Origin of the sequence: Pseudomonas sp. NPDC086581, from assembly GCF_044746165.1 — a bacterium.
In the GTDB taxonomy this organism is placed as follows: Bacteria; Pseudomonadota; Gammaproteobacteria; order Pseudomonadales; family Pseudomonadaceae; genus Pseudomonas.
Genome location: NZ_JBIVBR010000006.1, coordinates 56,640 through 78,691, shown reverse-complemented (window position 1 = coordinate 78,691; position 22,052 = coordinate 56,640). Strand labels below are relative to the sequence as shown.

The window sequence follows — 22,052 nt, the reverse complement described above, 5'->3', positions numbered from 1 at the left end:
ATATTGACCCTTGTCATAGGGCAAGACGGCTCCCGCCAGGGGCGTGTGGGCGAGTGTGAAGTGGCTCTCACTCGGCCGTGGGGGAAATTGACCCGCAGAAACGAAAAAAGCCGCGCTGAGGCGCGGCTTTTTGCTGAAAGGGTGGTGGGCCCACACGGACTTGAACCGTGGACCAAAGGATTATGAGTCCTCTGCTCTAACCAACTGAGCTATAGGCCCCCAGAAGGCGGGCGGATTATACCGGGGCGTTCTGGCTTGCGCCAACCGGATGCAGCGGGACCAGGAACCTGTTGGCAAAGGCGTCGGCCGGCAGCGGGGCGCTTAGGGCGTAACCCTGGATCTGGTCGCACCCTTCGGCTTCGAGGAATCGTTCCTGGGCTTCGCGCTCCACGCCTTCGGCGATTACCGTGAGATTCATGCTGCGACCCAGGGCGATGATGGCGCGGGCGATGGCGGCGTCATGGGGGTCGTCCGGCAGGCCGTGGACGAAGGACTGGTCGATCTTCAGGGTGTCCAGCGGTAGCTGCTTCAGGTAGCTGAGGGAGGAGTAGCCGGTACCGAAGTCGTCGATGGCCAGTTGCACGCCGAGGTGCTTGAGGCTGTGCAGGATCGCCAGGGCTTCCTCGGTTTGGTGCATGAGGAAGCTCTCGGTGATTTCCAGCTGCAGGCGCGAGGACTGCAGGTTGTAGTGGGCGAGCAGCTCGCGGATGCGTTCGACCAGGTTGGTCTGGCGCAGTTGCGCGCCGGCGAGGTTGACCGACAGCGGGCCGAAGGCGGCATGGCTGTCCTGCCAGCGGCTCATCTGCCGGCAGGCCTCGCGCAGCACCCAGTCGCCCAGCGGTAGGATCAGGCCATTTTCCTCGGCCAGGGGGATGAAGCGATCCGGGGAAATCGCGCCGAATTGCGGATGTTTCCAACGGATCAGTGCCTCTGCTCCTACAAGTTGGCCGCTGGAGAGGGACAGCTTGGGCTGGTAGTAGAGTTGCAACTGGTCGCTCTCCAGGGCGCGGCGCAGTTCGTGCTCCAGGGCCATGCGTTCGGTGGCCTGGAAGGTCAGCTCGCGGGTGTAGAACTCGACGCGGTTGCGGCCCTGGGCCTTGGCCCGGTACATGGCGGCGTCGGCGTTCTTCACCAGGGTGGCGACGTCGCCGCCGTCGCTGGGGTAGAGGCAGATGCCGATGCTGGCACTGACGAAGAACTCCTGTTCGCCGGCGATGAACGGCTTGTCGAAGCAAAGCAGCAGCTTGTTGGCGACGTGTTCGGCATCCACCGCGTGATGCAGGCCGGGCAGCAGGATGATGAATTCGTCGCCGCCCTGACGGGCCACGGTGTCGACGTCGCGTAATTGCTCGCGCAGTCGCGTGGCGATGGATTTCAGCAGCAGGTCGCCCACCGGGTGGCCGAGGCTGTCATTGATGTGCTTGAAGCGGTCGAGGTCGAGGAACATGACTGCGCCCTGGTGGTCGTCTTCCTGGGCTTCCTTGAGCGAGGCGTTCAGGCGGCTTTCGAACAGCAGGCGGTTGGGCAGGCCGGTGAGCGGGTCGTGGTGGGCCTGGTAGTCCAGCCGCGCCTGGGCGTACTTGAGGGTGGAGATGTCGGCGAACACGCCGACGTAGTGGGTCAGTTCGCCGTCGGCGTTGCGCACGGCGCTGACGGTCAGCCACTCCGGATACAGTTCCTGGTTCTTCCGGCGGTTCCAGATTTCGCCCTGCCAGTGGCCTTCGGCGTTGATCTGGTGCCAGAGGGCGACATAGAAGCTGGTGTCGTGCTGGCCGGAGGCGAGCAGACGCGGTGAGTTGCCCAGGGCCTCCTGTTCGCTGTAACCGGTGATCTCGCTGAACGCGCGGTTGACCGCGACTATCTGCTGGCGCGCGTCGGTGATCATCACGCCTTCGGCGGTGCTTTCGAACACGGTGGCGGCGAGGCGGAGCTTCTCCTGCATCTGCTGCTGCTCGGTGATGTCCCGAGCGATGGTCAGCATGCAGTCGTCGTTGCCGATGGTGATGCGGTGGGCGGACAGCTCGCACAGGCGCAGGCTGCCGTCGCGGGTGCGAATCTGCGCGGTGAAGTCCGGGGCGCTTGAAGTGTTGTCGAGGATGCCCAGCAGCTTGCTGCGGTCGGCCGGGTTGGCCCACAGGCGCAGGTCGAGCGTTGAGCGCTCGGCGGCTTCCTCGCGGCTGTAGCCGGTGATACGGGTGAAGCCCTGGTTCACTTCCACCAGGCGGCCGTCGCTGATGCGCGAGATGAGCATGCCGTCGGGGGAGGCGTGGAAGGCCTTGGCGAACTTCTCCTCGGAAACGCGCAGTTGTTCCTGGGTTTCCTTGACCTGGGAGATGTTTCTCACCACCACGACCAGCGCCGGAGTGTCGTCGAGGATGATGTGCTGGGCCGAGAGCAGGGCGGTGAAGCGTGTGCCGTCGCGGCGGTTGAGCGGAATCTCGACGTTGTTCAGCGGCTCGCCCTGCAGGCGCGCGAGCATCGCCGGGCCCATGCCCGGTTCGCCCCAGATGCCCAGCTCGGTGGAGGTCTTGCCCAGCGCCTCGCTGGCGGGGATGCCGATCTGCTGCTCGAAGGTGCTGTTCACCGCCAGCAGTTGCCCGTCGACGCGGCGCGCCAGGACGATGATGTCCGGGCAGTGGTGGAACACCGAGGCGAACTTCTGCTCGGACAGGCGCAGGGCCTGCTCGGTGTGCATGGCGTCGGTGATGTCGATCATCAGGCCGCGCAGGATCAGGTCGTCGCCGTGGTGGATCAGCGTGACGATGTCGCGAATCCAGACGATCCGCCCATCGGCGGCGAGCATGCGGTAGTCGAAGCTGTGGTTGCGCCCGGCCTGGCTTTCGCTCAGGCAGAAGTGGATGGCGCGTTCGGCGTCTTCCGCGTGTAGGGTGCGCTGCCAGAAGCCGGGCTCCAACCAGTCCTTGATCGGGTAGCCGAGGAGTCGCTGGGCGTGGGGAGAGACGTAGGTGAAGCGGTTTTCCGCCAGGCGCATTTCCCAGGCGATGGCGGTGAGGCTTTCCACCAGGCCGCGGTAGTGCTGTTCGCTGTCGCGCAGTGCCTGTTCAAGCTTCTCGCGACGCTGCATTTCGCCGCGCAGGCGGCGGTTCATGGTGAACAGCACCAGCAGGGTGATGGCTGTCAGGAGGGCAATGGGGACGGCGATTTCGAGGACCTCGCGCCACACCGAGCGCCGGTCCAGCAGGCCGCCGACCCAGGGCGCCTGGAGGGCATCGATCTGCTCGACGGTCAGGTCGGCCAGTACCTTGTCGATGATGCCGGCGAAGATCGCCTGGCCCTTCGGCACGCCCATTGCCAGTTGGTAGCGATAGGGCGTTTCGCCGCTGATCTGCAGGCCGTCGAGCTTGAGCTGGCGAAGGTTCCAGACGGCGGAGGCGAGATCGCCGACGAATGCATCTACCTGCCCGGTGGCCAGGGCTTGCAGGCCGGCGGCGACGCTCGGCAGGGGTTGCAGGTTCAGGTCGGGGTGCTTGGCGGTCAACAGCTCGTGAGCTGCGTAGTTGGCCACGACGCCAACCTTGAGCCCGTAGAGCTCTTTGAGGCCGCTGGGAGCCGGGCCGTCCTTGCGGGCAAGGATGATGATCGGAAAGTCGAGGTAGGGGCGGGTGAAGGTCAGGTAGTCGAGGCGCTTGGGAGTAGCCATGACGCCGGGCAGCAGGTCGATGCGGTTGTCGCGTGCCTGTTGCAGGACTTCGCTCCAACTGGCCGGTTCGACCGGCTGCAACTTCACCTTGAGTTGTTGGCTGATGAGTTGCACATAGCTGGCAGCGAGCCCCTGGTAGCGGCCCTCGGTGTCGCGGAATTCAAAGGGTGGCCAGGAGGTGTCGACGCCCAGGCGCAGGCTGGGATGTGCCTGCAGCCACTGCTGCTCCTCGGGCGTGAGGCTCAGGGCGAATGCCTGTCCCGCCCAGAATGCGAGGCACCACAGTAGAACTGCCTGCAGACGCGGCATGAAGGGCCTCATTCCAGGAGGGGACTATGCCGAAGTGTAGACGTGGCACTTTGCCCGATGGAAGGCCCAAAGAAAAACCCCCGGTTTTGGCCGGGGGTTCTTCGTCACTCGTCGAGGAAGGAGCGCAGATGCTCGCTTCGCGACGGGTGGCGCAGCTTGCGCAGCGCCTTGGCTTCGATCTGACGGATACGCTCACGGGTTACATCGAACTGCTTGCCGACTTCCTCGAGGGTGTGGTCGGTATTCATGTCGATGCCGAAGCGCATGCGCAGCACCTTGGCTTCGCGAGCGGTGAGGCCGGCGAGGACTTCGCGGGTGGCTTCCTTGAGACTCTCGCTGGTCGCCACTTCGATCGGCGACTGCATGGTGGAGTCCTCGATGAAGTCGCCCAGGTGCGAGTCTTCGTCGTCACCGATCGGCGTTTCCATGGAGATCGGTTCCTTGGCGATCTTCAGGACCTTGCGGATCTTGTCTTCCGGCATGTCCATGCGTTCGCCCAGCTCTTCCGGGGTCGGCTCACGGCCCATCTCCTGCAGCATCTGGCGGGAGATGCGGTTGAGCTTGTTGATCGTCTCGATCATGTGCACCGGAATACGGATGGTGCGGGCCTGGTCGGCGATCGAACGGGTGATCGCCTGGCGAATCCACCAGGTGGCATAGGTCGAGAACTTGTAGCCGCGACGGTATTCGAACTTGTCCACCGCTTTCATCAGGCCGATGTTGCCTTCCTGGATCAGGTCGAGGAACTGCAGGCCGCGGTTGGTGTACTTCTTGGCGATGGAGATCACCAGACGCAGGTTCGCCTCCACCATCTCCTTCTTCGCACGGCGGGCTTTCGCCTCGCCGATGGACATGGAGCGGTTGACGTCCTTGATCTCGGCAACGGTCAGCTGCGAGCTGGTTTCCAGGTCGACCAGCTTCTGCTGGTTGCGCAGGATGTCGTCACGCAGGCGCTCTATGGCCTCGGCATACTTGGGCTTGCCCTTGAGTATGGAGTCGACCCAGGCGGTGTCAGTTTCATGGCCGGGGAACTGGCGGAGGAAGTCGGCACGCGGCATGCGGGCATCACGCACGCAAAGCTGCATGATGGCGCGTTCCTGGCGGCGGACGCTGTCCAGCGAATCGCGGACCTTGGCGACCAGTACGTCGAACTGCTTGGGCACGAGTTTGATCGGCATGAACAGTTCGGCCAGTGCGACCAGCTCTTCGGTTGCCTGCTTGCTGCCGCGGCCGTGCTTTTTCAGAGCCTTCTTGGCTTTTTCCAGTTGCTCGGAAACGGCGCCGAAACGACGAGCGGCTTCTTCCGGATCCGGACCGCCGTCGCCTTCTTCTTCCTCACTGTCGCCGTCGGACTCTTCGTCCTCTTCGTCCTTATCCTTGTCCTTGGCTTCGGCGTCGTCTTTCAGACCGACCGGCTCGACTTCCTCGGCCGGCACGGTGCCGTCATCCGGGTCGATATAGCCACTGAGGACGTCCGACAGGCGGCCGCCTTCGGCGACGATGCGGTTGTACTCTTCGAGAATGCCGTCCACCGCGCCGGGGAATTGGGCGATGGCGCTCATGACCTCGCGGATGCCTTCCTCGATGCGTTTGGCGATTTCGATCTCGCCTTCGCGGGTCAGCAGTTCCACGGTACCCATTTCACGCATGTACATGCGCACCGGGTCGGTCGTGCGGCCAACGTCGCTCTCTACCGCGGCAAGCGCGGCAGCAGCTTCTTCGGCGGCAGCTTCATCGGTATCGGTTTCCGCCAGCAGCAGGGCATCCGCATCCGGGGCTGTCTCGAATACGTTGATCCCCATGTCGTTGATCATGCGGATGATGTCTTCTACCTGTTCCGGATCAGAGATATCCTCCGGCAGGTGGTCGTTGACCTCCGCGTAAGTCAGGTAGCCCTGCTCACGACCGCGGGTGATCAACTCTTTGAGACGAGATTGCTGTTGCGCTTTTCCGGACATAACACCCTATCCACTGAAGGTCTTGGCGGGCTGAAATAAGCCGAGGATTATACCAGATTCGAGGCTTCAGGCGCCAGTTCAGCTCTGGCTGCCTGTTGAAGAGGGGGTGCTGTAGTGCTCCCGCAGTAACGCTTTCTCTTCGTCGGTCAGTTCACTGGGGTTCTTTCGCAGCACACTGTGCAGGCGGGCTTCGCGGCTGCTGAGCAGTTGGTTGTGTGCAAGTGTAGTAATGGTGTCGACGAACTGCTTTTCAAGATTGCCGTCATCGATCAGCCATTCTTTCCCCGCCAGTACCTGCAGCAGGCGCCCTTGGGGGGTTCCGTGCCAGCGCGCGATGAGGTGCATCGAGCTCTGTTTCGGATTTTTCTGCAACGCTTCGACCAGGGCCGCGAGCAGTTGCGAGTAGGTCTGTCCCTCGTTGGAGAAGTGGCTCGCATCCTCGACGCTCTGCGCCAGTTGAGGATGGTGCAGCAGGGTGCGCAGCGCGGTCAGCGTCGGCGATTCGACGCTGATCTCGGTACGTGGCTGGCGCGGCGTGAAGTCGCCTTTCTTGCCTTTGCCGTCCCATTTGCGATCGCCCTTCCAGGGCTTCTTGCCCTGCTTGGCGCCGCCGTTGCCGGCGGAAAATTCCTGCGGAGCCTCGAAGTAGTTCGGAGCCTCCTGATAATGACTGTCGCCATGCTCTGCGAACTGGCCCATGTCGTAGTCGGCGTATTCGTGGGCGTGCTGCTCTGAGCCTTGTGCTCTGGTAGACACGGGCGCCTGGCTGGGCTGGCCTTGGCCGGTAAGGCCCGAGCGCGGCGCGCTGATCTGGCTGAGCGCCTCGGCGGACAGCCCGGTGATCTCGCCCAGACGCTGGCGCATCAGCAGGCGCAGGGTGTTGCCGGGAATTTTTTCCAGCAACGGCCCGGCCAGGGTCGCCAGGTGCGCCTTGCCTTCCAGCGTGCTGGGGTCGGCTTCCTGGGTCAGTTGCTGGAAGAAGTAGTCCGCCAGCGGCTGGGCCTGGTGGGCGAGGCGGGCGCGGAATGCGTCCGGGCCTTCGGCGCGCACCAAGCTGTCCGGGTCTTCGCCCTCGGGCAGGAACAGGAAGCGCACCTTGCGCCCGTCCTGCAGGTTGCTCAGCGCCGACTCCAGTGCGCGCCAGGCAGCATTGCGGCCGGCCTGGTCGCCGTCGAAGCAGAAGAGGATGTTCGGCACGATGCGGAACAGCCGCTTGATGTGTTCTTCGCTGGTGGCCGTGCCCAGGGTCGCGACCGCATTGCGAATGCCCTGCTGTGCCAGCGCGATAACGTCCATGTAGCCTTCGACCACCATGATCTCGTCGAGATCCCGGTTGTTCTTCCGCGCCTCGTACAGGCCGTAGAGCTCCTGTCCTTTATGGAAGACCGGGGTTTCCGGCGAGTTCAGGTACTTCGGCTTGTCGTCGCCCAGTACCCGGCCGCCGAAGGCGATCACCCGGCCGCGGCTGTCGCGGATGGGGAAGATCACCCGGTCGCGGAAGCGGTCGTAGCGCTTGCCGCTGTCGGGGTTCTCCACCAGGAGGCCTGCATCGAGCATGGCCTTGAGCTGCAGGTTGTCGCCGCCCAGGTTCTTCAACAGGTTGTCCCAGCCCGGCGGGGCGAAGCCCAGGCCGAAGTCGCGGGCAATCTCGCCGGTCAGGCCGCGGCCCTTGAGGTATTCCACTGCTGCCTTGCGCGCCGGGTGGCTTTTCAGCGCCTGGCGGTAGAACTCGGCAGCACCTGCCAGCAGTGGATAAAGCGGCGAGTCGACCGGTTGGCGCGGCTTGTTGCCGCGTCGGCCTTCCTCGCGGGGGATGTCCATGCCGGCGCGCTTGGCCAAGTCCTCTACCGCTTGGACGAAGTCCAATTGGTCGTGGTCCATGATGAAACCGAGCGCGTTACCGCCAGCGCCACAGCCGAAACAGTAATAGAACTGCTTGTCCGGGCTGACGGTGAAGGAGGGTGTCTTCTCCTTGTGGAACGGGCAGCAGGCGCTGTAGTTCTTGCCGGTCTTCTTCAGCTGGATGCGCGAACTCACCACATCGAGAATGTCGGTGCGGTTGAGCAGGTCATCGATGAAGGATTGTGGGATCAGGCCGGCCATAGACTCATCGGGACGCAGGGTGGACCCAAGCATAGCGCGGGGCGTTGAGGCCGCGAGCGAGGCTTGAGACTAAGCATGGGGCTGGAAAAGCAAAAACTCCGAAGTCCGCGAATGCGAATCGGAGTGGGGTGCCTGGTTTCAGGCACTCGCCCGGCGAGTGGGCCGGGCGATGCGGAAAGCGTGCGACGAAGCGCTGTAACTCAGTACAGGCGCTCGCGGCGGCGCTGTTCGCGCTGCACTTTCTTGGCATGACGCTTAACAGCGGCAGCGGCCTTGCGCTTACGCTCAGCGGTCGGCTTTTCGTAGAATTCGCGGCTACGGACTTCGGCCAGTACGCCTGCTTTTTCGCAGGAGCGCTTGAAACGACGCAGAGCTACGTCGAAGGGTTCGTTCTCTTTAACTTTGACGGCGGGCATCCAGGTCGTACCTTCAATGATTACCGGAGGATTTATCGCGCTCCTGACGGTTGTTCGGAGTCGGCGGTTTTCAAGGGTTGCGGATATTAAACGTTCGGAAGGAGGAATGCAAAGCCTCCGATCGAAAAGCACTGGTCCGAAGCCCAGCCGGCGATTATGATGCGCGGCTTCAATTTTGCCCAGAGTAAAGGCTCAAACCCATGCTAGTGCTGGGGTTGGAAACCTCTTGCGACGAGACCGGCGTCGCCCTGTACGACAGCGAAAAAGGCCTGTTGGCCGATGCGCTGTTCAGCCAGATCGACCTGCACCGCGTATACGGCGGTGTGGTTCCCGAGCTGGCCTCCCGTGATCACGTCAAGCGTATGCTGCCGCTGATTCGGCAGGTGCTGGCCGACTCCGGCCGCACCGCCGAAGACATCGACGCCATCGCCTACACCGCCGGACCCGGCTTGGTGGGCGCGCTGCTGGTCGGCGCGTCTTGCGCCCAGGCCATGGCGTTCGCCTGGGGCATACCGGCCGTCGGCGTGCACCATATGGAAGGCCATCTGCTGGCGCCGATGCTCGAAGAGCAGCCGCCGCAGTTCCCGTTCGTCGCCTTGCTTGTGTCCGGCGGCCACACCCAGTTGGTGCGGGTGGATGGCATCGGCCAGTACCAGGTGCTTGGCGAGTCGGTGGACGACGCCGCCGGCGAAGCCTTCGACAAGACTGCCAAGCTGCTTGGCCTGGCCTATCCCGGCGGTCCGGAGATCGCACGCCTGGCCGCGAGCGGAACCGCTGGTCGCTTCGTCTTCCCTCGGCCGATGACCGACCGTCCGGGCCTGGATTTCAGCTTCAGTGGCCTCAAGACTTTCGCCCTGAATACCTGGCAGCGCTGCGTCGCCGAAGGTGACGACAGCGAGCAGACCCGCTGCGACATTGCCCTGGCGTTCCAGACGGCAGTAGTCGAGACCCTGACGATCAAGTGCAAGCGCGCGCTCAAGCAGACTCACCTTAAGAGCCTGGTGATCGCCGGTGGTGTCAGCGCCAATCAGGCGCTGCGCCAGCATCTGGAAAAGATGCTCGGCGAGATGAAGGGCCAGGTTTTCTATGCCCGCCCGCGCTTCTGCACCGATAACGGCGCGATGATTGCCTATGCCGGCTGTCAGCGCCTGGTGGCCGGGCAGCAGGATGGTCCGTCGATCGGCGTCCAGGCACGTTGGCCAATGGAGTCGCTGCCGGCGATCTGAATAATGAAGCTGCAAACGACGCGGCACATGCTCTGAGCGGCATGGGCCGTTTTTTCGCTTGCACCGCGGTACGCGGGCCGGGAAGCTCGCGGCTCTAGAAGTGACGCTCGCGCCCGGCGATCAGGTCGCGCAGGTTACTGCGGTGGCGCCAGACGATCAGGCCGGTGAGCACGGTCATCGGCAGCAGCGCCGAAGGCTCCTGCCAGGCCAGCAGCGGCAGGGTCAGTGGCGTGGCCACCAGGGAAGCCAGGGAACTGGTGCGCGACAGCTTGAAGGTCACCAGCCAGGCGATTGCCGCGAGCAGGGCCGCCGGCGGGTACAGCGCCAGCAACATACCGGCGGCGGTGGCGACGCCCTTGCCGCCACGGAAGTTGAAGTACAGCGGGTAGAGGTGACCGATCACTGCTGCCAGCCCGATCCAGGCCTGCTCCACGTCGGACAGGCCGATCATCCGGGCAATGAGGACCGGCAGCAGCCCCTTGGCGAGATCGCCAAGCAGGGTGAGGATGGCGATCTTCCTCCCGGCCAGGCGCAGCATGTTGGTGGCGCCGGGGTTGCCCGAGCCGCTGGCACGCGGGTCGGCGGTGCCGAACAGGCGACTGAGGAGTACCGCGAAGGACAGTGATCCGAGCAGGTAGGCGAGGGTCGCCAAGAACCAGAACATGGTTTCCACCGGAGACGAGGTCGTTTCCGATTCTAACGGGGCGCCGGCCGCTTGTCGTGTCGCCTTGGAGCATGCAGTCAGTGGACAGAGTTTTCATCGAGGGGCTGGAAGTGGACACCGTGATCGGCGTCTACGATTGGGAGCGGGGTATCCGGCAGTGCCTGCGCCTGGACCTGACGCTGGGGTGGGACAACCGCCCGGCGGCGGCCGACGACGATATCGCCAAGGCCCTGGACTACGCCGTGCTCTCCGAGCGGGTCATGGCTTTCGCCCGTGACGCGCACTTCCAGCTGGTGGAAACCTTCGCCGAGCGCTTGGCCGAGCTGCTGATGGCGGAATTCGGCATCCAGTGGCTGCGCCTGAAGGTCACCAAGCCCGGCGCCGTCGCGGCCGCCATCGGCGTGGGTGTGGAGATCGAACGCGGATGCCGCTGACGACGGTCTACCTCGGGCTGGGCAGCAACTTCGACCGCGAGCGGCACCTGCTTGCCGGGCTGGAGGCGCTGGACGGTTTCCTCGAGGAGGTCCACTGCTCGCCGGTCTTCGAGAGCGAGCCAGTGGGCATTCGCAGCGGCCCCTTCTACAACTTCGTGATCGTTGCGCGCACCGATCTGCCGCTGGCGGAGCTGAGTTTGCGGCTCAAGCATATCGAGGCGGACAACGGTCGCTATGCGCCGGAGCGCAAGGGCCTGCCGCTGGATATCGACGTGCTGCTGTACGGCGATCTGCATGGCGAGTTCGACGGCCTGACGCTACCGCGCGCCGAGGTGCTGAAGAACGCCTTTGTGCTCTGGCCGCTGGCGCTGCTGGCGCCCGAGGTGAAGCATCCGGGGGCGCAGCGTTCGTTTGCCGAACTGTGGGCGGATGCGCAGATCGCGCAGAAGCTCTGGCCGGTGCCCTTCCAGTGGCGCGGTGTGGAGCTGACACCAGCGGCGCTGATCGAGGCGCATCCGGCGGCTTGATCCCCCGTTCGGGGCTCTCCTGGGGCACAGAACTTCCTGGCGGCGAGCTTTTGGTAGGAGCGAGCTTGCTCGCGAACAGAGATCACCGGCGACACGAGCGCTGGGCGGGTTCGCGAGCAATAACGATGGCGTCCCCCTCGCTCCTACAGGGTTTCAGCCTGTGTGGTTTTCCTTGTAGGCCTTCAGTGCTGTCAGCCGCTCGCGCTTGAGCGCTTCGCCCAGCTCGGCACCTTTGTATCCCTTCTCCAGCAATGGCTGCACCGCGACGGAGCGGGCGGCCTGTGCGGCGCCGCGCAGGTACTCGGCCTGCGGGTATTCGCGGTCTTCCAGTCCATGGCGGCCACGGGCGTCCATCTCGCTGGCGGCGAGAAACTCCTCGAAGCGCTGCGGCCGGCGGTAGACATCGAAGGACTGCAGCAGCTCGAGGATGGTGTTCGGCCGCAACTCCAGCGCGCGGTGGCAGTGGGTGTGATACTCGCCGACCAGCCGCGCCAGCTCCTGGCAGTCGCGCGGGACCTTGAAGCGCGTATTGATCGCGTCGATCAGCGGCAGGCCCAGGTGTTCGTGCGCATGGTGCTTGGGCCATTCTTCCTCGCGGGTTTCGCCCTTGCCCACGTCGTGCACCAGGCAGGCCCAGCGCACGCTAAGCGGCTGAGCGTATCTGGCGCATTCGCGCAGCACCGCCAGCACGTGCTCCCCGGTATCCACCTCCGGGTGATGCTGCGGCGGTTGCGGCACGCCGAACAGCGCGTCGACTTCCGGCATCAGCACGGCCAGGGCGCCACAGTCACGCAGGACCTGGATAAATACGTCCGGGCGCGATTCCATCAGGGCGCGGGAGATTTCCTTCCAGCTGCGTTCGGCGGTCAGCGCTTCCAGTTCGCCGGATTTCGACAGTTCGCGCATCAGCGTCTGGGTTTCCGGCGCCACGGTGAAGCCCATCGGCGCGTAGCGTGCGGCGAAGCGCGCTACGCGCAGCACGCGCAGCGGGTCTTCGGCGAAGGCCGGGGAGACGTGACGCAGCAGACGCGCTTCAAGGTCTTTCTGGCCGTGGTAGGGATCCACGACCTGGCCGTCGTCGTCCTCGGCCATGGCGTTGATGGTCAGGTCGCGACGGATCAGGTCTTCTTCAAGGGTGACGTCGGGGCTGGCGTAGAAGGTGAAGCCGCCGTAGCCGCGCCCGCTTTTGCGCTCGGTGCGGGCGAGGGCGTATTCCTCGCCGGTCTTCGGGTGGAGGAATACCGGGAAGTCCGCGCCCACCGGGCGGTAGCCCTGGGCGAGCATCTCGTCGGCGCTGGCGCCGACCACCACCCAGTCGGTGTCGCTGAAGGGGATGCCGAGCAGGCGATCGCGCACGGCGCCGCCCACTTTGTAGATATGCATGAAGCTGTCTCCTGTTCTGGGGGATAGCTTCAGGGTTCTGTGCGTTCGCTTCAAGTTGAGGTGCGTGGATGGTTCGCGAGCAAGCTCGCTCCTACGGGGTTTGTGGCTACGGCGCTGCGCTGGGGATTTGTTGGATGAGGGCGCCGATGGCGTCCTGCAGCAGGGCGGCGCTGGAGTGCGCGGGGCTCAGGCCGGTACTGACGGTGCCTTCCCAGAGCGTCTGCTCCTGCGCATCGGTCAGGCGCAGGCGTAGGGTGCCGGTTTCATCGCGCAGGCGGTGGATGGCGAGATAAGGACCGAGCGGGTCGGGCGGCGGCACGTCGACCTTGAACTCCAGCGGCGCGTCCTGCAGCGCCAGCCAGTAGTAGACGCGTAGCTGCGGCGCCGCGCTTTCGTGGTAGCCGCGCTCGATCAGGCCCTGGCGCACCTGGGCGTTGATCAGGGGATAACGGCTGCGGTAGGGCAGGGCGTCGACGGCATTTTCCGGTGGCATCAGCTGGAAACCGCGCAGCCCTGCCAGGCGCGCATCGGCGGGATGCGCGATCTGGGCATGCGGGACGGGGTTGCTGCAGGTCGCGACAGCAAGGCAGAGCAGGAGAATGGCGAACAGGCGCATGGCGGTCTCCAGCGGGGTTGCCGCCATGCTTGTCACGCCTGCTGCCCCGGTCAACCGATCAAATGGGTGGGATGATCAGGTCGAGACGCGGGTAGCCCTCCTCGCTGTCGCGTTCACCCTTTGGGGGCATGTGGAAGGTGTTGACGATGTTCTCGCCCTGCAGGGTCTCCAGGTGGATGTCGAAGCCCCACAGGCGGTGCAGGTGCTTGAGCACGTCGTCGGTGGATTCGCCCAGCGGTTTGCGGTCGTGCTGCTGGTGGCGCAGGGTCAGCGAGCGGTCGCCGCGGCGGTCGACGTCCCAGATCTGGATGTTCGGCTCGCGGTTGCCGAGGTTGTACTGCGCGGCCAGGGTTTCGCGGATCTTGCGGTAGCCGTCGTCGTCGTGGATGGCGTCGACCAGCATGTCGTCCTTCTGGTCGTCGTCGAGGATGCTGAACAGCTTGAACTCGCGGATCACCTTGGGCGAGAGGAACTGCAGGACGAAGCTCTCGTCCTTGAAGCTCTTCATGGCGAACTTGATGGTGGCCAGCCAGTCGCTGCCGGCGATATCAGGGAACCAGCGCTTGTCCTCGTCCGTGGGGTTCTCGCAGATGCGGCGGATGTCTCGGTACATGGCGAAGCCCAGCGCATAGGGGTTGATGCCGCTGTAGTAGGGGCTGTCGAAGCCGGGCTGGTAGACCACGCTGGTGTGGTACTGGAGGAATTCCATCATGAAGCCGTCGCTGACCAGGCCTTCGTCGTAGAGGTCGTTGATCAGGGTGTAGTGCCAGAAGGTCGCCCAGCCTTCGTTCATCACCTGGGTCTGGCGCTGCGGGTAGAAGTACTGCGCCACTTTGCGCACGATGCGCACCACTTCACGCTGCCAGGGTTCGAGCAGCGGGGCGTTCTTCTCGATGAAGTAGAGGATGTTTTCCTGTGGCTCGCTGGGGTAGCGGGCCAGGCCTTGTTCCTTGTCTTTGCCGCCGGCCTTGGGAATGGTCCGCCAGAGGTCGTTGACCTGGCGCTGAATCTGCTCCTCGCGCTCCTTCTGGCGCTGCTTCTCTTCCTCGGCGGAGATCGGATAGGGCCGCTTGTAGCGGTCCACGCCGTAGTTCATCAGCGCGTGGCAGGAGTCCAGCAGGTCTTCCACGGCGTCGATGCCGTAACGTTCCTCGCACTTGTTGATGTAGGACTTGGCGAACACCAGGTAGTCGATGATCGAGGTGGCATCGGTCCAGGTGCGGAACAGGTAGTTGCCCTTGAAGAAGCTGTTGTGCCCGTAGCAGGCGTGGGCGATCACCAGCGCTTGCATGCACTGGGTGTTCTCTTCCATCAGGTAGGCGATGCACGGGTCGGAGTTGATCACGATCTCGTAGGCCAGGCCCATCTGACCGCGCTTGTAGTTCTTTTCCGTGCTGAGGAAGTGCTTGCCGTAGGACCAGTGGTTGTAACCGATGGGCATGCCGACGGAGGCATAGGCATCCATCATCTGCTCGGCGGTGATCACCTCGATCTGGTTGGGGTAGGTGTCCAGCGCGTAGCGCTCGGCGAGGCGGCTGATCTCGCGGTCGTATTGCTGGATCAACTCGAAGGTCCACTCCGAGCCGGTGGCGATCGGCTGGCGCTTGCTCATGCGACTAGCCTCCTCTGGAACAGCTCGCGGAACACTGGGTAGATGTCCGAGGCGGAGACGATCTGCTGCTGGGCGAAGCTGTCTTCGAAGGTATCGCGGATCTTCTCGTACTCGAACCACAGCGCCTGGTGCTCGCGCGGGGTGATCTCGACGTAGGTGTAGTACTGGACGAAGGGCATGATCTGCTTCATCAGGATGTCGCGGCAGACCGGCGAGTCGTCGTTCCAGTTGTCGCCGTCCGAGGCCTGGGCGGCATAGATGTTCCATTCATTGGTGGGATAACGCTCGGCCATCACCTCCTGCATCAGCTTCAGGGCGCTGGAGACGATGGTCCCACCGGTTTCGCGGGAATAGAAGAACTCTTCCTCGTCCACCTCGCGGGCGCTGGTGTGGTGGCGGATGAATACCACCTCGATCTTCTCGTAGTTCCGCTTGAGGAACAGGTAGAGAAGGATGAAGAAGCGCTTGGCGATGTCCTTGGTGGCCTGTGTCATGGAGCCGGAGACGTCCATGAGGCAGAACATCACGGCCTTGGAGGTCGGGTTGGGCTGCTTTACCAGCAGGTTGTACTTGAGGTCGAAGGTGTCGAGGAATGGCACCTTGTCGATGCGCGCGCGCATGCCGGCGATCTTCTGTTCCAGCTCCTGGATGTCACCGAGGTTGTCCGGTTCCTCGCGCTTCAGGCGGTCCAGCTCCGCTATCGCCGCGCGCAGCTTGCTGCGGGTGGAGCCGGACAAGGCGATGCGCCGCGCGTGGGCCGAACGCAGGGTGCGCACGATGTTGATACGCGAGGGGTTGCCCTCGTTGCTGATGCCGGCGCGCACGGTCTTGAAGGTGTCGCTGCCGGTGAGGTGGCGCTTGACCAGGTTGGGCAGCTCCAGGTCCTCGAACATGAAGTCGAGGAATTCCTCCTGGGTGATCTGGAAGACGAAGTCGTCCATCCCGTCGCCCTGGTTGCTCGCCTTGCCGGCGCCACGGCCACCGCCGCCACCCTGGGGGCGCGGGATGTGTTCGCCGGTGGTGAATTCCTTGTTGCCGGGGTGGATAACTGTTTGGCGCCCGCCACGACCATGGTGCAGGACCGGCTCGTCGATATCGCGGCCAGGAATACTGATCTGCTCGCCGTGTTCCATGTCGGTGATGGAGCGGCGGCTGACGGCCTCTTCGACGGCCTTCTTGATGTGCTCACGGTAACGCCGCAGGAAGCGCTGGCGGTTCACCGTGCTCTTGTTCTTGCCGTTCAGACGCCGGTCGATGACGTAGCTCATGAATGCTCCTCAGGGCCTGCTGCGCAGCGGCGTGGAGCCGCCACGGACAGGTCCGAATGCGACGGCGACCGGCGCGGCGGGAATGCCGCCGCGCCGATGGCAGACTACTGCGACTTGCGAACCCGCAGATACCATTCCGACAGCAGGCGCACCTGCTTCTCGGTGTAGCCGCGCTCGACCATGCGTTTGACGAAGTCGTTGTGCTTCTGCTGATCCTCCTTGCTCGCCTTGGCGTTGAAGCTGATGACCGGCAGCAGGTCCTCGGTGTTGGAGAACATTTTCTTCTCGATCACCACGCGCAGCTTCTCGTACGACAGCCAGCTGGGGTTCTTGCCGTTGTTGCCGGCGCGGGCGCGCAGCACGAAGTTGACGATTTCGTTGCGGAAGTCCTTCGGGTTGCTGATGCCAGCGGGTTTCTCGATCTTCTCCAGTTCTTCGTTGAGGGCGGCACGGTTGAGGATCTCTCCGGTCTCCGGGTCGCGGTATTCCTGGTCCTGGATCCAGAAGTCGGCGTACAGCACGTAGCGGTCGAAGATGTTCTGGCCGTACTCGCTGTAGGACTCCAGGTACGCGGTCTGGATTTCCTTGCCGATGAACTCGACGTAGCGCGGCGCCAGGTATTCCTTCAGGAAGCGCAGGTAGCGCTCGCGGGTTTCCGGCGGGAACTGCTCCTGCTCGATCTGCTGTTCCAGCACATAGAGCAGGTGTACCGGGTTGGCGGCCACTTCATGCGGGTCGAAGTTGAACACCTTGGAAAGGATCTTGAAGGCGAAGCGGGTGGAAAGCCCGGACATGCCTTCGTCCACGCCGGCGGTGTCGCGGTATTCCTGGATCGACTTGGCCTTGGGATCGGTGTCCTTGAGGTTTTCGCCGTCGTAGACCCGCATCTTCGAGTAGATATTGGAGTTTTCCGGCTCCTTCAGGCGCGATAGCACAGAGAACTGCGAGAGCATCTTCAGGGTGTCCGGCGCGCAGTGGGCGTGCGCCAGGGAGCTGTTGATCAGCAGCTTGTCGTAGATCTTGATCTCGTCGGAGACGCGCAGGCAGTACGGCACCTTGACGATGTAGATCCGGTCGATGAAGGCCTCGTTGTTCTTGTTGTTGCGGAAGCTGTGCCATTCCGATTCGTTGGAGTGGGCGAGGATGATGCCGCTGTAGGGCAGAGAACCGAGGCCTTCGGTGCTGTTGTAGTTGCCTTCCTGGGTCGCGGTGAGCAACGGGTGCAGGACCTTGATCGGCGCCTTGAACATCTCGACGAATTCCATCAGGCCCTGGTTGGCCCGGCACAGAGCGCCCGAGTAGCTGTAGGCGTCGGCGTCGTTCTGCGGGAATTCTTCCAGCTTGCGGATATCCACCTTGCCGACGAGTGCGGAGATGTCCTGGTTGTTCTCGTCACCCGGCTCAGTCTTGGCGATGGCGATCTGGTTGAGGATCGAAGGGTGCAGCTTGACCACGCGGAACTGGCTGATGTCGCCGCCGAATTCGTTGAGGCGCTTGGTGGCCCAGGGCGACATCACCGAGCGCAGGTAGCGGCGCGGGATGCCGTAGTCTTCCTCGAGGATGGCGCCGTCTTCGTCGGGGTTGAACAGCCCCAGGGGCGACTCGAACACCGGTGAGCCCTTGATCGCGTAGAAGGGCACGTGCTCCATCAGTTGCTTGAGCTTTTCGGCGAGGGAGGATTTACCGCCGCCGACCGGGCCCAGGAGGTAAAGGATCTGCTTCTTCTCTTCCAGGCCCTGGGCGGCGTGGCGGAAGAAGGAGACGATCTGGTCGATGCACTCTTCCATGCCATGGAAGTCGGCAAAGGCCGGGTAGCGGCGGATCACCTTGTTGGAAAAAATCCGTGACAGGCGGGAATCGACGGATGTGTCGAGTAGTTCGGGCTCGCCAATGGCCATCAGTATCCGCTCGGCGGCGGTGGCATAGGCGATCTTGTCCTGCTTGCAGAGATCCAGGTACTCCTGGAGGGAATACTCTTCTTGACGGGTCGCTTCGAAGCGTTCCTGGAAGTGACTGAAAATGCTCATGACGTCTCCTCGCTCGATGCATGGAGCCGGCGCCGGATCGGTCTGTGCGGGTGCGGTCGGGCTGCCAGCGCTGCCGGCGAGAATCCCCCAGAACTCCAACGGAACCTGGCCACTGCCCTGATCCGCCCCCAATGGTCACTGCCGATTAACCGGAAGCCGGTGTGCCGGCTCTCCCTTTTTTGGATGGCCTGAGGGAAAGGATAGTTCGTTCTTCAGTGTGTAAAGGACGAAAGAGCGAGAAGTTACAGATTTTTTGAAGGGGCTAATCCGCCCCTTTCGTAGGGGCTTTCAGTCAGAGCCGCCGGCGCTGGTATCCGCGGGATAGACGCTGCGCCACAGTTCGAAGCCACCATCGAGGCTGTAGACCTCGGAGAAGCCCTGCTGGACGAAATAAGCCGCCGCGCTCTGGCTGGAGTTGCCGTGGTAGCAGACCACGACCAGCGGCGCGTCCATGTCCGCCTCGCGGATGAAGTCGGCCACCGAGTAGTTGTCGATGTGCCGCGAGCCGCTGATATGGCCTGTCGCGTAGCTCTGCGGGTCGCGGATGTCGACGACCTGCGCACCGCTCTCGCGCAGTTGCTGGGCCTGGTCGGGGGCGATGCGTTTGAAGTCGCTCATGGGGTTACCTCTCAAGGCGCGCAGCCTGTGGCTGCGCTGCAATCATTCTGGTTTATCGGCGCAGCTGCAGTGGATGCGCTCGAGGGTATCGACGTTCATCAGCGTCATGCTGCCGCCCCATACACAGCCAGTGTCGAGGGCGAACAGGCCCGGGACGTCGCACTGGCCTTCCAGCGCGGCCCAGTGGCCGAAGATGATCTTGCGCCCGGCGGCCTTGCGCTCGGCATAGCTGAACCAGGGGGCGTAGCCGGGAGGCGCGGTGTCCAGGCCTTCCTTGGATTTCAGGTCGAGTTTGCCGTCGGGCGTGCAGAAACGCATACGCGTGAAGTAGTTGGTGATCACCCGCAGGCGCGCGATGCCGGTGAGCTTCTTGTCCCACTTGGCCGGCTCGTTTCCGTACATGCCATCGAGGAACATCGGCAACTGCGTGTCATCGCGCAAGGCCTTCTCGACCTCGGCGGCGCGTTGCAGGGCCTTGTCGATGTCCCACTGCGGCGGGATGCCCGCGTGCACCAGGGTGATGTCGCGCTGGGCGTCGTGGTGGACCAGTGGCATCTGCCTCAGCCATTCGATCAGCTGTGCGCAGTCCGGCGCTTCAACGATCTCGCGCAAGGTGTCGTTCTTCTTCAGGCGTTCGGCGTTGTAAGCGACGGCGATCAGGTGCAGGTCATGGTTGCCGAGCACGCAGACCAGCGAATCGCGCATGCCATAAAGGAAGCGCAGGGTTTCCAGCGAGGCAGGGCCGCGGTTAACCAGGTCGCCGACCAGCCACAGCTTGTCCTGGGCCGGGTCGAATTTCACCTGCTCCAGCAGGCACTTGAGCGGTTCCAGGCAGCCCTGCAGATCGCCGACGGCGTAGATGGCCATCAGTGCAGCGCCCCCGGTACGGCGAGGCGGAACGCGGGGATCTCGGCGTCGAAGTGGTGCCCGTCGGTGGCGACCATCTGGTAGCTGCCATGCATGCTGCCGACCTTGGTCGCCATCACAGTGCCGCTGGTATAGGTGTGGCTGGCGCCCGGCTCGATCAGCGGCTTCTCACCGACCACGCCGGCGCCGCGCACTTCCTGCACGTGGCCGTCGCCGTCGGTGATGATCCAGTGGCGGGTCAGCAGCTTGGCGGCCAGCTCGCCGTGGTTGTGGATGGTCACGGTGTAGGCGAACACGTAGCGCTGCTGCTCCGGCTGGGATTGCTCGGGCAGGTGGCGGGTGGTGACGCTGACGCTGACCTGGTAGCGGGGGTCGCTCATGCGGTCGGTCCTTGCTCGGCTTCCGGGTTGGTTTCGCTGTAACGGTTAGCCAGGCTGACGAAGTCGGCGACGCTCAACTGCTCGGGGCGCAGGGTCGGGTCGACGCCGGCGGCTTCGATGTCCTCAACGCTCATCAGCGTACGCAAGGTGTTGCGCAGGGTCTTGCGGCGCTGGTTGAAGGCTTCGCGGACGATGCGCTCCAGCACACGGTGATCCTTGGCCGGATGCGGCGGTTCGGCGTAAGGCACCAGGCGGACAATGGCCGACTCGACCTTGGGCGGCGGGTTGAACGCGCCGGGGCCGACGGTGAACAGGTAATCCACGCGGCAGAAGTACTGCACCATGATCGACAGGCGGCCCCAGTCGCCGTTGCCCGGCTCGGCGGCCAAGCGCTCCACGACTTCCTTCTGCAGCATGAAGTGCATGTCCTGGATCAGCGAGGCGTGGTCCAGGAGGTGGAAGATCAGCGGGGTGGAGATGTTGTAGGGCAGGTTGCCGACTACGCGCAGCTTGTCCTCGGGGGACGCAATCAGGCTGGAAAAGTCGAACTTCATGGCGTCGCCCTGGTGCAGGCTGAAGTTGGGCTTCAGTCCGAAGCGCCATTTCAGTTGCGGGATCAGGTCCAGGTCGAGTTCGATCACGTCGAGCTTCGCGCCGCTGTCCACCAGGCCTTCGGTCAGGGCGCCCTGGCCCGGGCCGATTTCCAGCAGGTGCTGGCCTTCCTTGGCGGCGATGGCGCGCAGGATCTTGTGAATCACCCCGGCGTCATGCAGGAAATTCTGCCCAAAGCGTTTACGGGCGCGGTGCTGGAAGAGTTCGGACATCGAAGGCTCCGGAGAGCAGCCGGGCGCTTGCGACGGCCGGCTGGAGGCGGAAAAACCGTCAGTTTACCAGCCCGGCGCGGCCAGCACGAAACGCTGGCCGAACGGAGTGCCTGGGATCAGCGCGCGCCAGCGCCGGCTTCGGCCATCTGGTAGGCCGTTTCCAGGGCGACCTGCAGGCTGCCGCTGTCGATCCGGCCGGTACCGGCCAGATCCAGCGCGGTGCCGTGGTCCACCGAGGTGCGGATGATCGGCAGGCCCAGCGTCACGTTCACCGCCGCGCCGAAGCCCTTGTACTTGAGCACCGGCAGGCCCTGGTCGTGGTACATCGCCAGCACGGCATCGCAATGCTCCAGGTGCTTGGGGGTGAACAGCGTGTCGGCCGGCAGCGGGCCGACCAGCTGCATGCCCTCGGTGCGCAGGCGTTCCAGGGTCGGTTCGATCACGTCGATCTCTTCATGGCCGAGGTGGCCGCCTTCGCCCGCATGGGGATTCAGGCCGCAGACCAGGATGCGCGGGTTGGCCAGGCCGAACTTGTCGCGCAGGTCGGCATGCAGGATGCGGGTCACGCGTTCCAGGCGATCTGCGGTGATGGCGTCGGCGATCTGCCGCAGCGGCAGGTGGGTGGTCACCAGCGCGACGCGCAGGCCGCGGGTGGCAAGCATCATCACCACCTGGGCGGTGTGGGTGAGGTCGGCGAGGAATTCGGTGTGACCGGAAAAGGCGATGCCGGCTTCGTTGATCACGCCCTTGTGCACCGGCGCGGTGATCATCCCGGCGAAATGACCGTCCAGGCAACCCTGGCCGGCGCGGGTCAGGGTCTCCAGAACGTAGGCGGCGTTGGCCTGGTTCAGCTTGCCGGGTTCAACCGGGGCGGCCAGTGGTGTATCCCAGACATACAGAGTGCCGGCCGGGGCGGCGGCGCCTGGCCACTGGCCAGGGCCGACTTCCTGCAGGGTGATGTTCAGCCCCAGCAGGGCGGCGCGCTGGGTCAGCAGTTCACAGCTGGCGACGGCGACCAGGGGGTGCGGTTGCGCTTCGCGGGCCAATAGCAGGCAGAGGTCGGGGCCGATGCCGGCGGGCTCGCCGGGCGTGAGGGCGAACAGGTGGGAAGTGCTCATCAGGGGCTCTCGAATCGGGAATTGCAACGGATAGACCTACT

General features: G+C 64.0%; 18 protein-coding genes and 1 tRNA gene. 3 read left to right on the top strand and 16 right to left on the bottom strand.

What is annotated here, in order from left to right:
* Positions 1–142: 142 nt before the first annotated feature.
* The 5 genes from ACIPK7_RS13790 to rpsU form a co-directional block, all read right to left on the bottom strand.
* A tRNA-Ile gene (locus ACIPK7_RS13790) sits at positions 143–219 on the bottom strand.
* Between the two features lie 16 nt (positions 220–235).
* Complete coding sequence (locus ACIPK7_RS13785; protein ID WP_401088304.1) at positions 236–3,970, bottom strand: bifunctional diguanylate cyclase/phosphodiesterase; 3,735 nt, start codon at positions 3,968–3,970, stop codon at positions 236–238.
* A 104-nt stretch (positions 3,971–4,074) separates the two neighbouring features.
* A complete protein-coding gene (gene rpoD / locus ACIPK7_RS13780) occupies positions 4,075–5,928 on the bottom strand; it encodes an RNA polymerase sigma factor RpoD (RefSeq protein ID WP_192435882.1) in 1,854 nt (617 codons plus the stop codon).
* A 78-nt stretch (positions 5,929–6,006) separates the two neighbouring features.
* Entirely contained in the window at positions 6,007–8,031 is a 2,025-nt protein-coding gene (gene dnaG, locus ACIPK7_RS13775) for a DNA primase (RefSeq protein WP_192435881.1), read from the bottom strand.
* 200 nt (positions 8,032–8,231) lie between these two features.
* On the bottom strand, positions 8,232–8,447 hold the full coding sequence (gene rpsU, locus ACIPK7_RS13770) for a 30S ribosomal protein S21 (protein WP_003085057.1): 216 nt from the start codon (positions 8,445–8,447) through the stop codon (positions 8,232–8,234).
* A 200-nt stretch (positions 8,448–8,647) separates the two neighbouring features.
* Here rpsU and tsaD point away from each other — a divergent pair, with 200 nt between their 5' ends.
* Entirely contained in the window at positions 8,648–9,673 is a 1,026-nt protein-coding gene (tsaD, locus tag ACIPK7_RS13765) for a tRNA (adenosine(37)-N6)-threonylcarbamoyltransferase complex transferase subunit TsaD (protein WP_192435880.1), read from the top strand.
* 94 nt (positions 9,674–9,767) lie between these two features.
* Here the strand turns inward: tsaD and plsY are convergent, their stop codons facing one another.
* The gene (plsY, locus tag ACIPK7_RS13760; protein ID WP_401088301.1) at positions 9,768–10,337 is read right to left on the bottom strand and encodes a glycerol-3-phosphate 1-O-acyltransferase PlsY; all 570 of its coding nucleotides are present in this window, start codon (positions 10,335–10,337) and stop codon (positions 9,768–9,770) included.
* 80 nt (positions 10,338–10,417) lie between these two features.
* On the opposite strand from plsY, the gene folB reads away from it, so the two are divergent.
* Complete coding sequence (folB, locus tag ACIPK7_RS13755; RefSeq protein ID WP_015475255.1) at positions 10,418–10,771, top strand: dihydroneopterin aldolase; 354 nt, start codon at positions 10,418–10,420, stop codon at positions 10,769–10,771.
* Positions 10,762–11,298, top strand: coding sequence for a 2-amino-4-hydroxy-6-hydroxymethyldihydropteridine diphosphokinase (folK, locus tag ACIPK7_RS13750; RefSeq protein WP_401088299.1), 537 nt, complete (start codon positions 10,762–10,764; stop codon positions 11,296–11,298). Before folB ends, folK begins: the two co-directional genes overlap by 10 nt.
* Before the next feature lie 153 nt (positions 11,299–11,451).
* Here the strand turns inward: folK and ACIPK7_RS13745 are convergent, their stop codons facing one another.
* The 10 genes from ACIPK7_RS13745 to pdxA all read right to left on the bottom strand — a co-directional run bounded on the left by ACIPK7_RS13745 (position 11,452) and on the right by pdxA (position 22,011).
* The gene (locus tag ACIPK7_RS13745; protein ID WP_401088297.1) at positions 11,452–12,681 is read right to left on the bottom strand and encodes a multifunctional CCA addition/repair protein; all 1,230 of its coding nucleotides are present in this window, start codon (positions 12,679–12,681) and stop codon (positions 11,452–11,454) included.
* 106 nt (positions 12,682–12,787) lie between these two features.
* Positions 12,788–13,297, bottom strand: a complete 510-nt coding sequence (locus ACIPK7_RS13740; RefSeq protein WP_192435892.1) for a DUF4136 domain-containing protein — start codon at positions 13,295–13,297, stop codon at positions 12,788–12,790.
* A gap of 58 nt (positions 13,298–13,355) precedes the next feature.
* On the bottom strand, positions 13,356–14,909 hold the full coding sequence (locus tag ACIPK7_RS13735; protein ID WP_401088295.1) for a SpoVR family protein: 1,554 nt from the start codon (positions 14,907–14,909) through the stop codon (positions 13,356–13,358).
* Positions 14,906–16,177, bottom strand: a complete 1,272-nt coding sequence (locus tag ACIPK7_RS13730; protein WP_192435875.1) for a YeaH/YhbH family protein — start codon at positions 16,175–16,177, stop codon at positions 14,906–14,908. The genes ACIPK7_RS13735 and ACIPK7_RS13730 overlap by 4 nt, the downstream gene beginning before the upstream one ends.
* 104 nt (positions 16,178–16,281) lie before the next feature.
* On the bottom strand, positions 16,282–18,204 hold the full coding sequence (locus ACIPK7_RS13725; protein ID WP_045212719.1) for a PrkA family serine protein kinase: 1,923 nt from the start codon (positions 18,202–18,204) through the stop codon (positions 16,282–16,284).
* Between the two features lie 288 nt (positions 18,205–18,492).
* On the bottom strand, positions 18,493–18,822 hold the full coding sequence (gene glpE, locus ACIPK7_RS13720; RefSeq protein ID WP_045212715.1) for a thiosulfate sulfurtransferase GlpE: 330 nt from the start codon (positions 18,820–18,822) through the stop codon (positions 18,493–18,495).
* Positions 18,823–18,864: 42 nt separating this feature from the next.
* Positions 18,865–19,689: a symmetrical bis(5'-nucleosyl)-tetraphosphatase gene (locus ACIPK7_RS13715; RefSeq protein ID WP_401088292.1), complete on the bottom strand. Its 825-nt coding sequence runs from the start codon at positions 19,687–19,689 to the stop codon at positions 18,865–18,867.
* The gene (gene apaG / locus ACIPK7_RS13710; RefSeq protein ID WP_054908027.1) at positions 19,689–20,069 is read right to left on the bottom strand and encodes a Co2+/Mg2+ efflux protein ApaG; all 381 of its coding nucleotides are present in this window, start codon (positions 20,067–20,069) and stop codon (positions 19,689–19,691) included. Before apaG ends, ACIPK7_RS13715 begins: the two co-directional genes overlap by 1 nt.
* Complete coding sequence (gene rsmA / locus ACIPK7_RS13705; RefSeq protein WP_192435873.1) at positions 20,066–20,893, bottom strand: 16S rRNA (adenine(1518)-N(6)/adenine(1519)-N(6))-dimethyltransferase RsmA; 828 nt, start codon at positions 20,891–20,893, stop codon at positions 20,066–20,068. Before rsmA ends, apaG begins: the two co-directional genes overlap by 4 nt.
* A gap of 116 nt (positions 20,894–21,009) precedes the next feature.
* Complete coding sequence (gene pdxA / locus ACIPK7_RS13700; protein WP_401088290.1) at positions 21,010–22,011, bottom strand: 4-hydroxythreonine-4-phosphate dehydrogenase PdxA; 1,002 nt, start codon at positions 22,009–22,011, stop codon at positions 21,010–21,012.
* Positions 22,012–22,052: the final 41 nt, after the last annotated feature.

Excerpts from the sequence above, each read along its gene's own strand:
- ACIPK7_RS13785 (WP_401088304.1), bottom strand. The coding sequence starts at position 3,970 with ATGCCGCGTCTGCAGGCAGTTCTACTGTGGTGCCTCGCATTCTGGGCG.
- rpoD (WP_192435882.1), bottom strand. The coding sequence starts at position 5,928 with ATGTCCGGAAAAGCGCAACAGCAATCTCGTCTCAAAGAGTTGATCACC.
- dnaG (WP_192435881.1), bottom strand. The coding sequence starts at position 8,031 with ATGGCCGGCCTGATCCCACAATCCTTCATCGATGACCTGCTCAACCGC.
- rpsU (WP_003085057.1), bottom strand. The coding sequence starts at position 8,447 with ATGCCCGCCGTCAAAGTTAAAGAGAACGAACCCTTCGACGTAGCTCTG.
- tsaD (WP_192435880.1), top strand. The coding sequence starts at position 8,648 with ATGCTAGTGCTGGGGTTGGAAACCTCTTGCGACGAGACCGGCGTCGCC.
- plsY (WP_401088301.1), bottom strand. The coding sequence starts at position 10,337 with ATGTTCTGGTTCTTGGCGACCCTCGCCTACCTGCTCGGATCACTGTCC.
- folK (WP_401088299.1), top strand. The coding sequence starts at position 10,762 with ATGCCGCTGACGACGGTCTACCTCGGGCTGGGCAGCAACTTCGACCGC.
- ACIPK7_RS13745 (WP_401088297.1), bottom strand. The coding sequence starts at position 12,681 with ATGCATATCTACAAAGTGGGCGGCGCCGTGCGCGATCGCCTGCTCGGC.
- ACIPK7_RS13740 (WP_192435892.1), bottom strand. The coding sequence starts at position 13,297 with ATGCGCCTGTTCGCCATTCTCCTGCTCTGCCTTGCTGTCGCGACCTGC.
- ACIPK7_RS13735 (WP_401088295.1), bottom strand. The coding sequence starts at position 14,909 with ATGAGCAAGCGCCAGCCGATCGCCACCGGCTCGGAGTGGACCTTCGAG.
- ACIPK7_RS13730 (WP_192435875.1), bottom strand. The coding sequence starts at position 16,177 with ATGAGCTACGTCATCGACCGGCGTCTGAACGGCAAGAACAAGAGCACG.
- ACIPK7_RS13725 (WP_045212719.1), bottom strand. The coding sequence starts at position 18,204 with ATGAGCATTTTCAGTCACTTCCAGGAACGCTTCGAAGCGACCCGTCAA.
- glpE (WP_045212715.1), bottom strand. The coding sequence starts at position 18,822 with ATGAGCGACTTCAAACGCATCGCCCCCGACCAGGCCCAGCAACTGCGC.
- ACIPK7_RS13715 (WP_401088292.1), bottom strand. The coding sequence starts at position 19,689 with ATGGCCATCTACGCCGTCGGCGATCTGCAGGGCTGCCTGGAACCGCTC.
- apaG (WP_054908027.1), bottom strand. The coding sequence starts at position 20,069 with ATGAGCGACCCCCGCTACCAGGTCAGCGTCAGCGTCACCACCCGCCAC.
- rsmA (WP_192435873.1), bottom strand. The coding sequence starts at position 20,893 with ATGTCCGAACTCTTCCAGCACCGCGCCCGTAAACGCTTTGGGCAGAAT.
- pdxA (WP_401088290.1), bottom strand. The coding sequence starts at position 22,011 with ATGAGCACTTCCCACCTGTTCGCCCTCACGCCCGGCGAGCCCGCCGGC.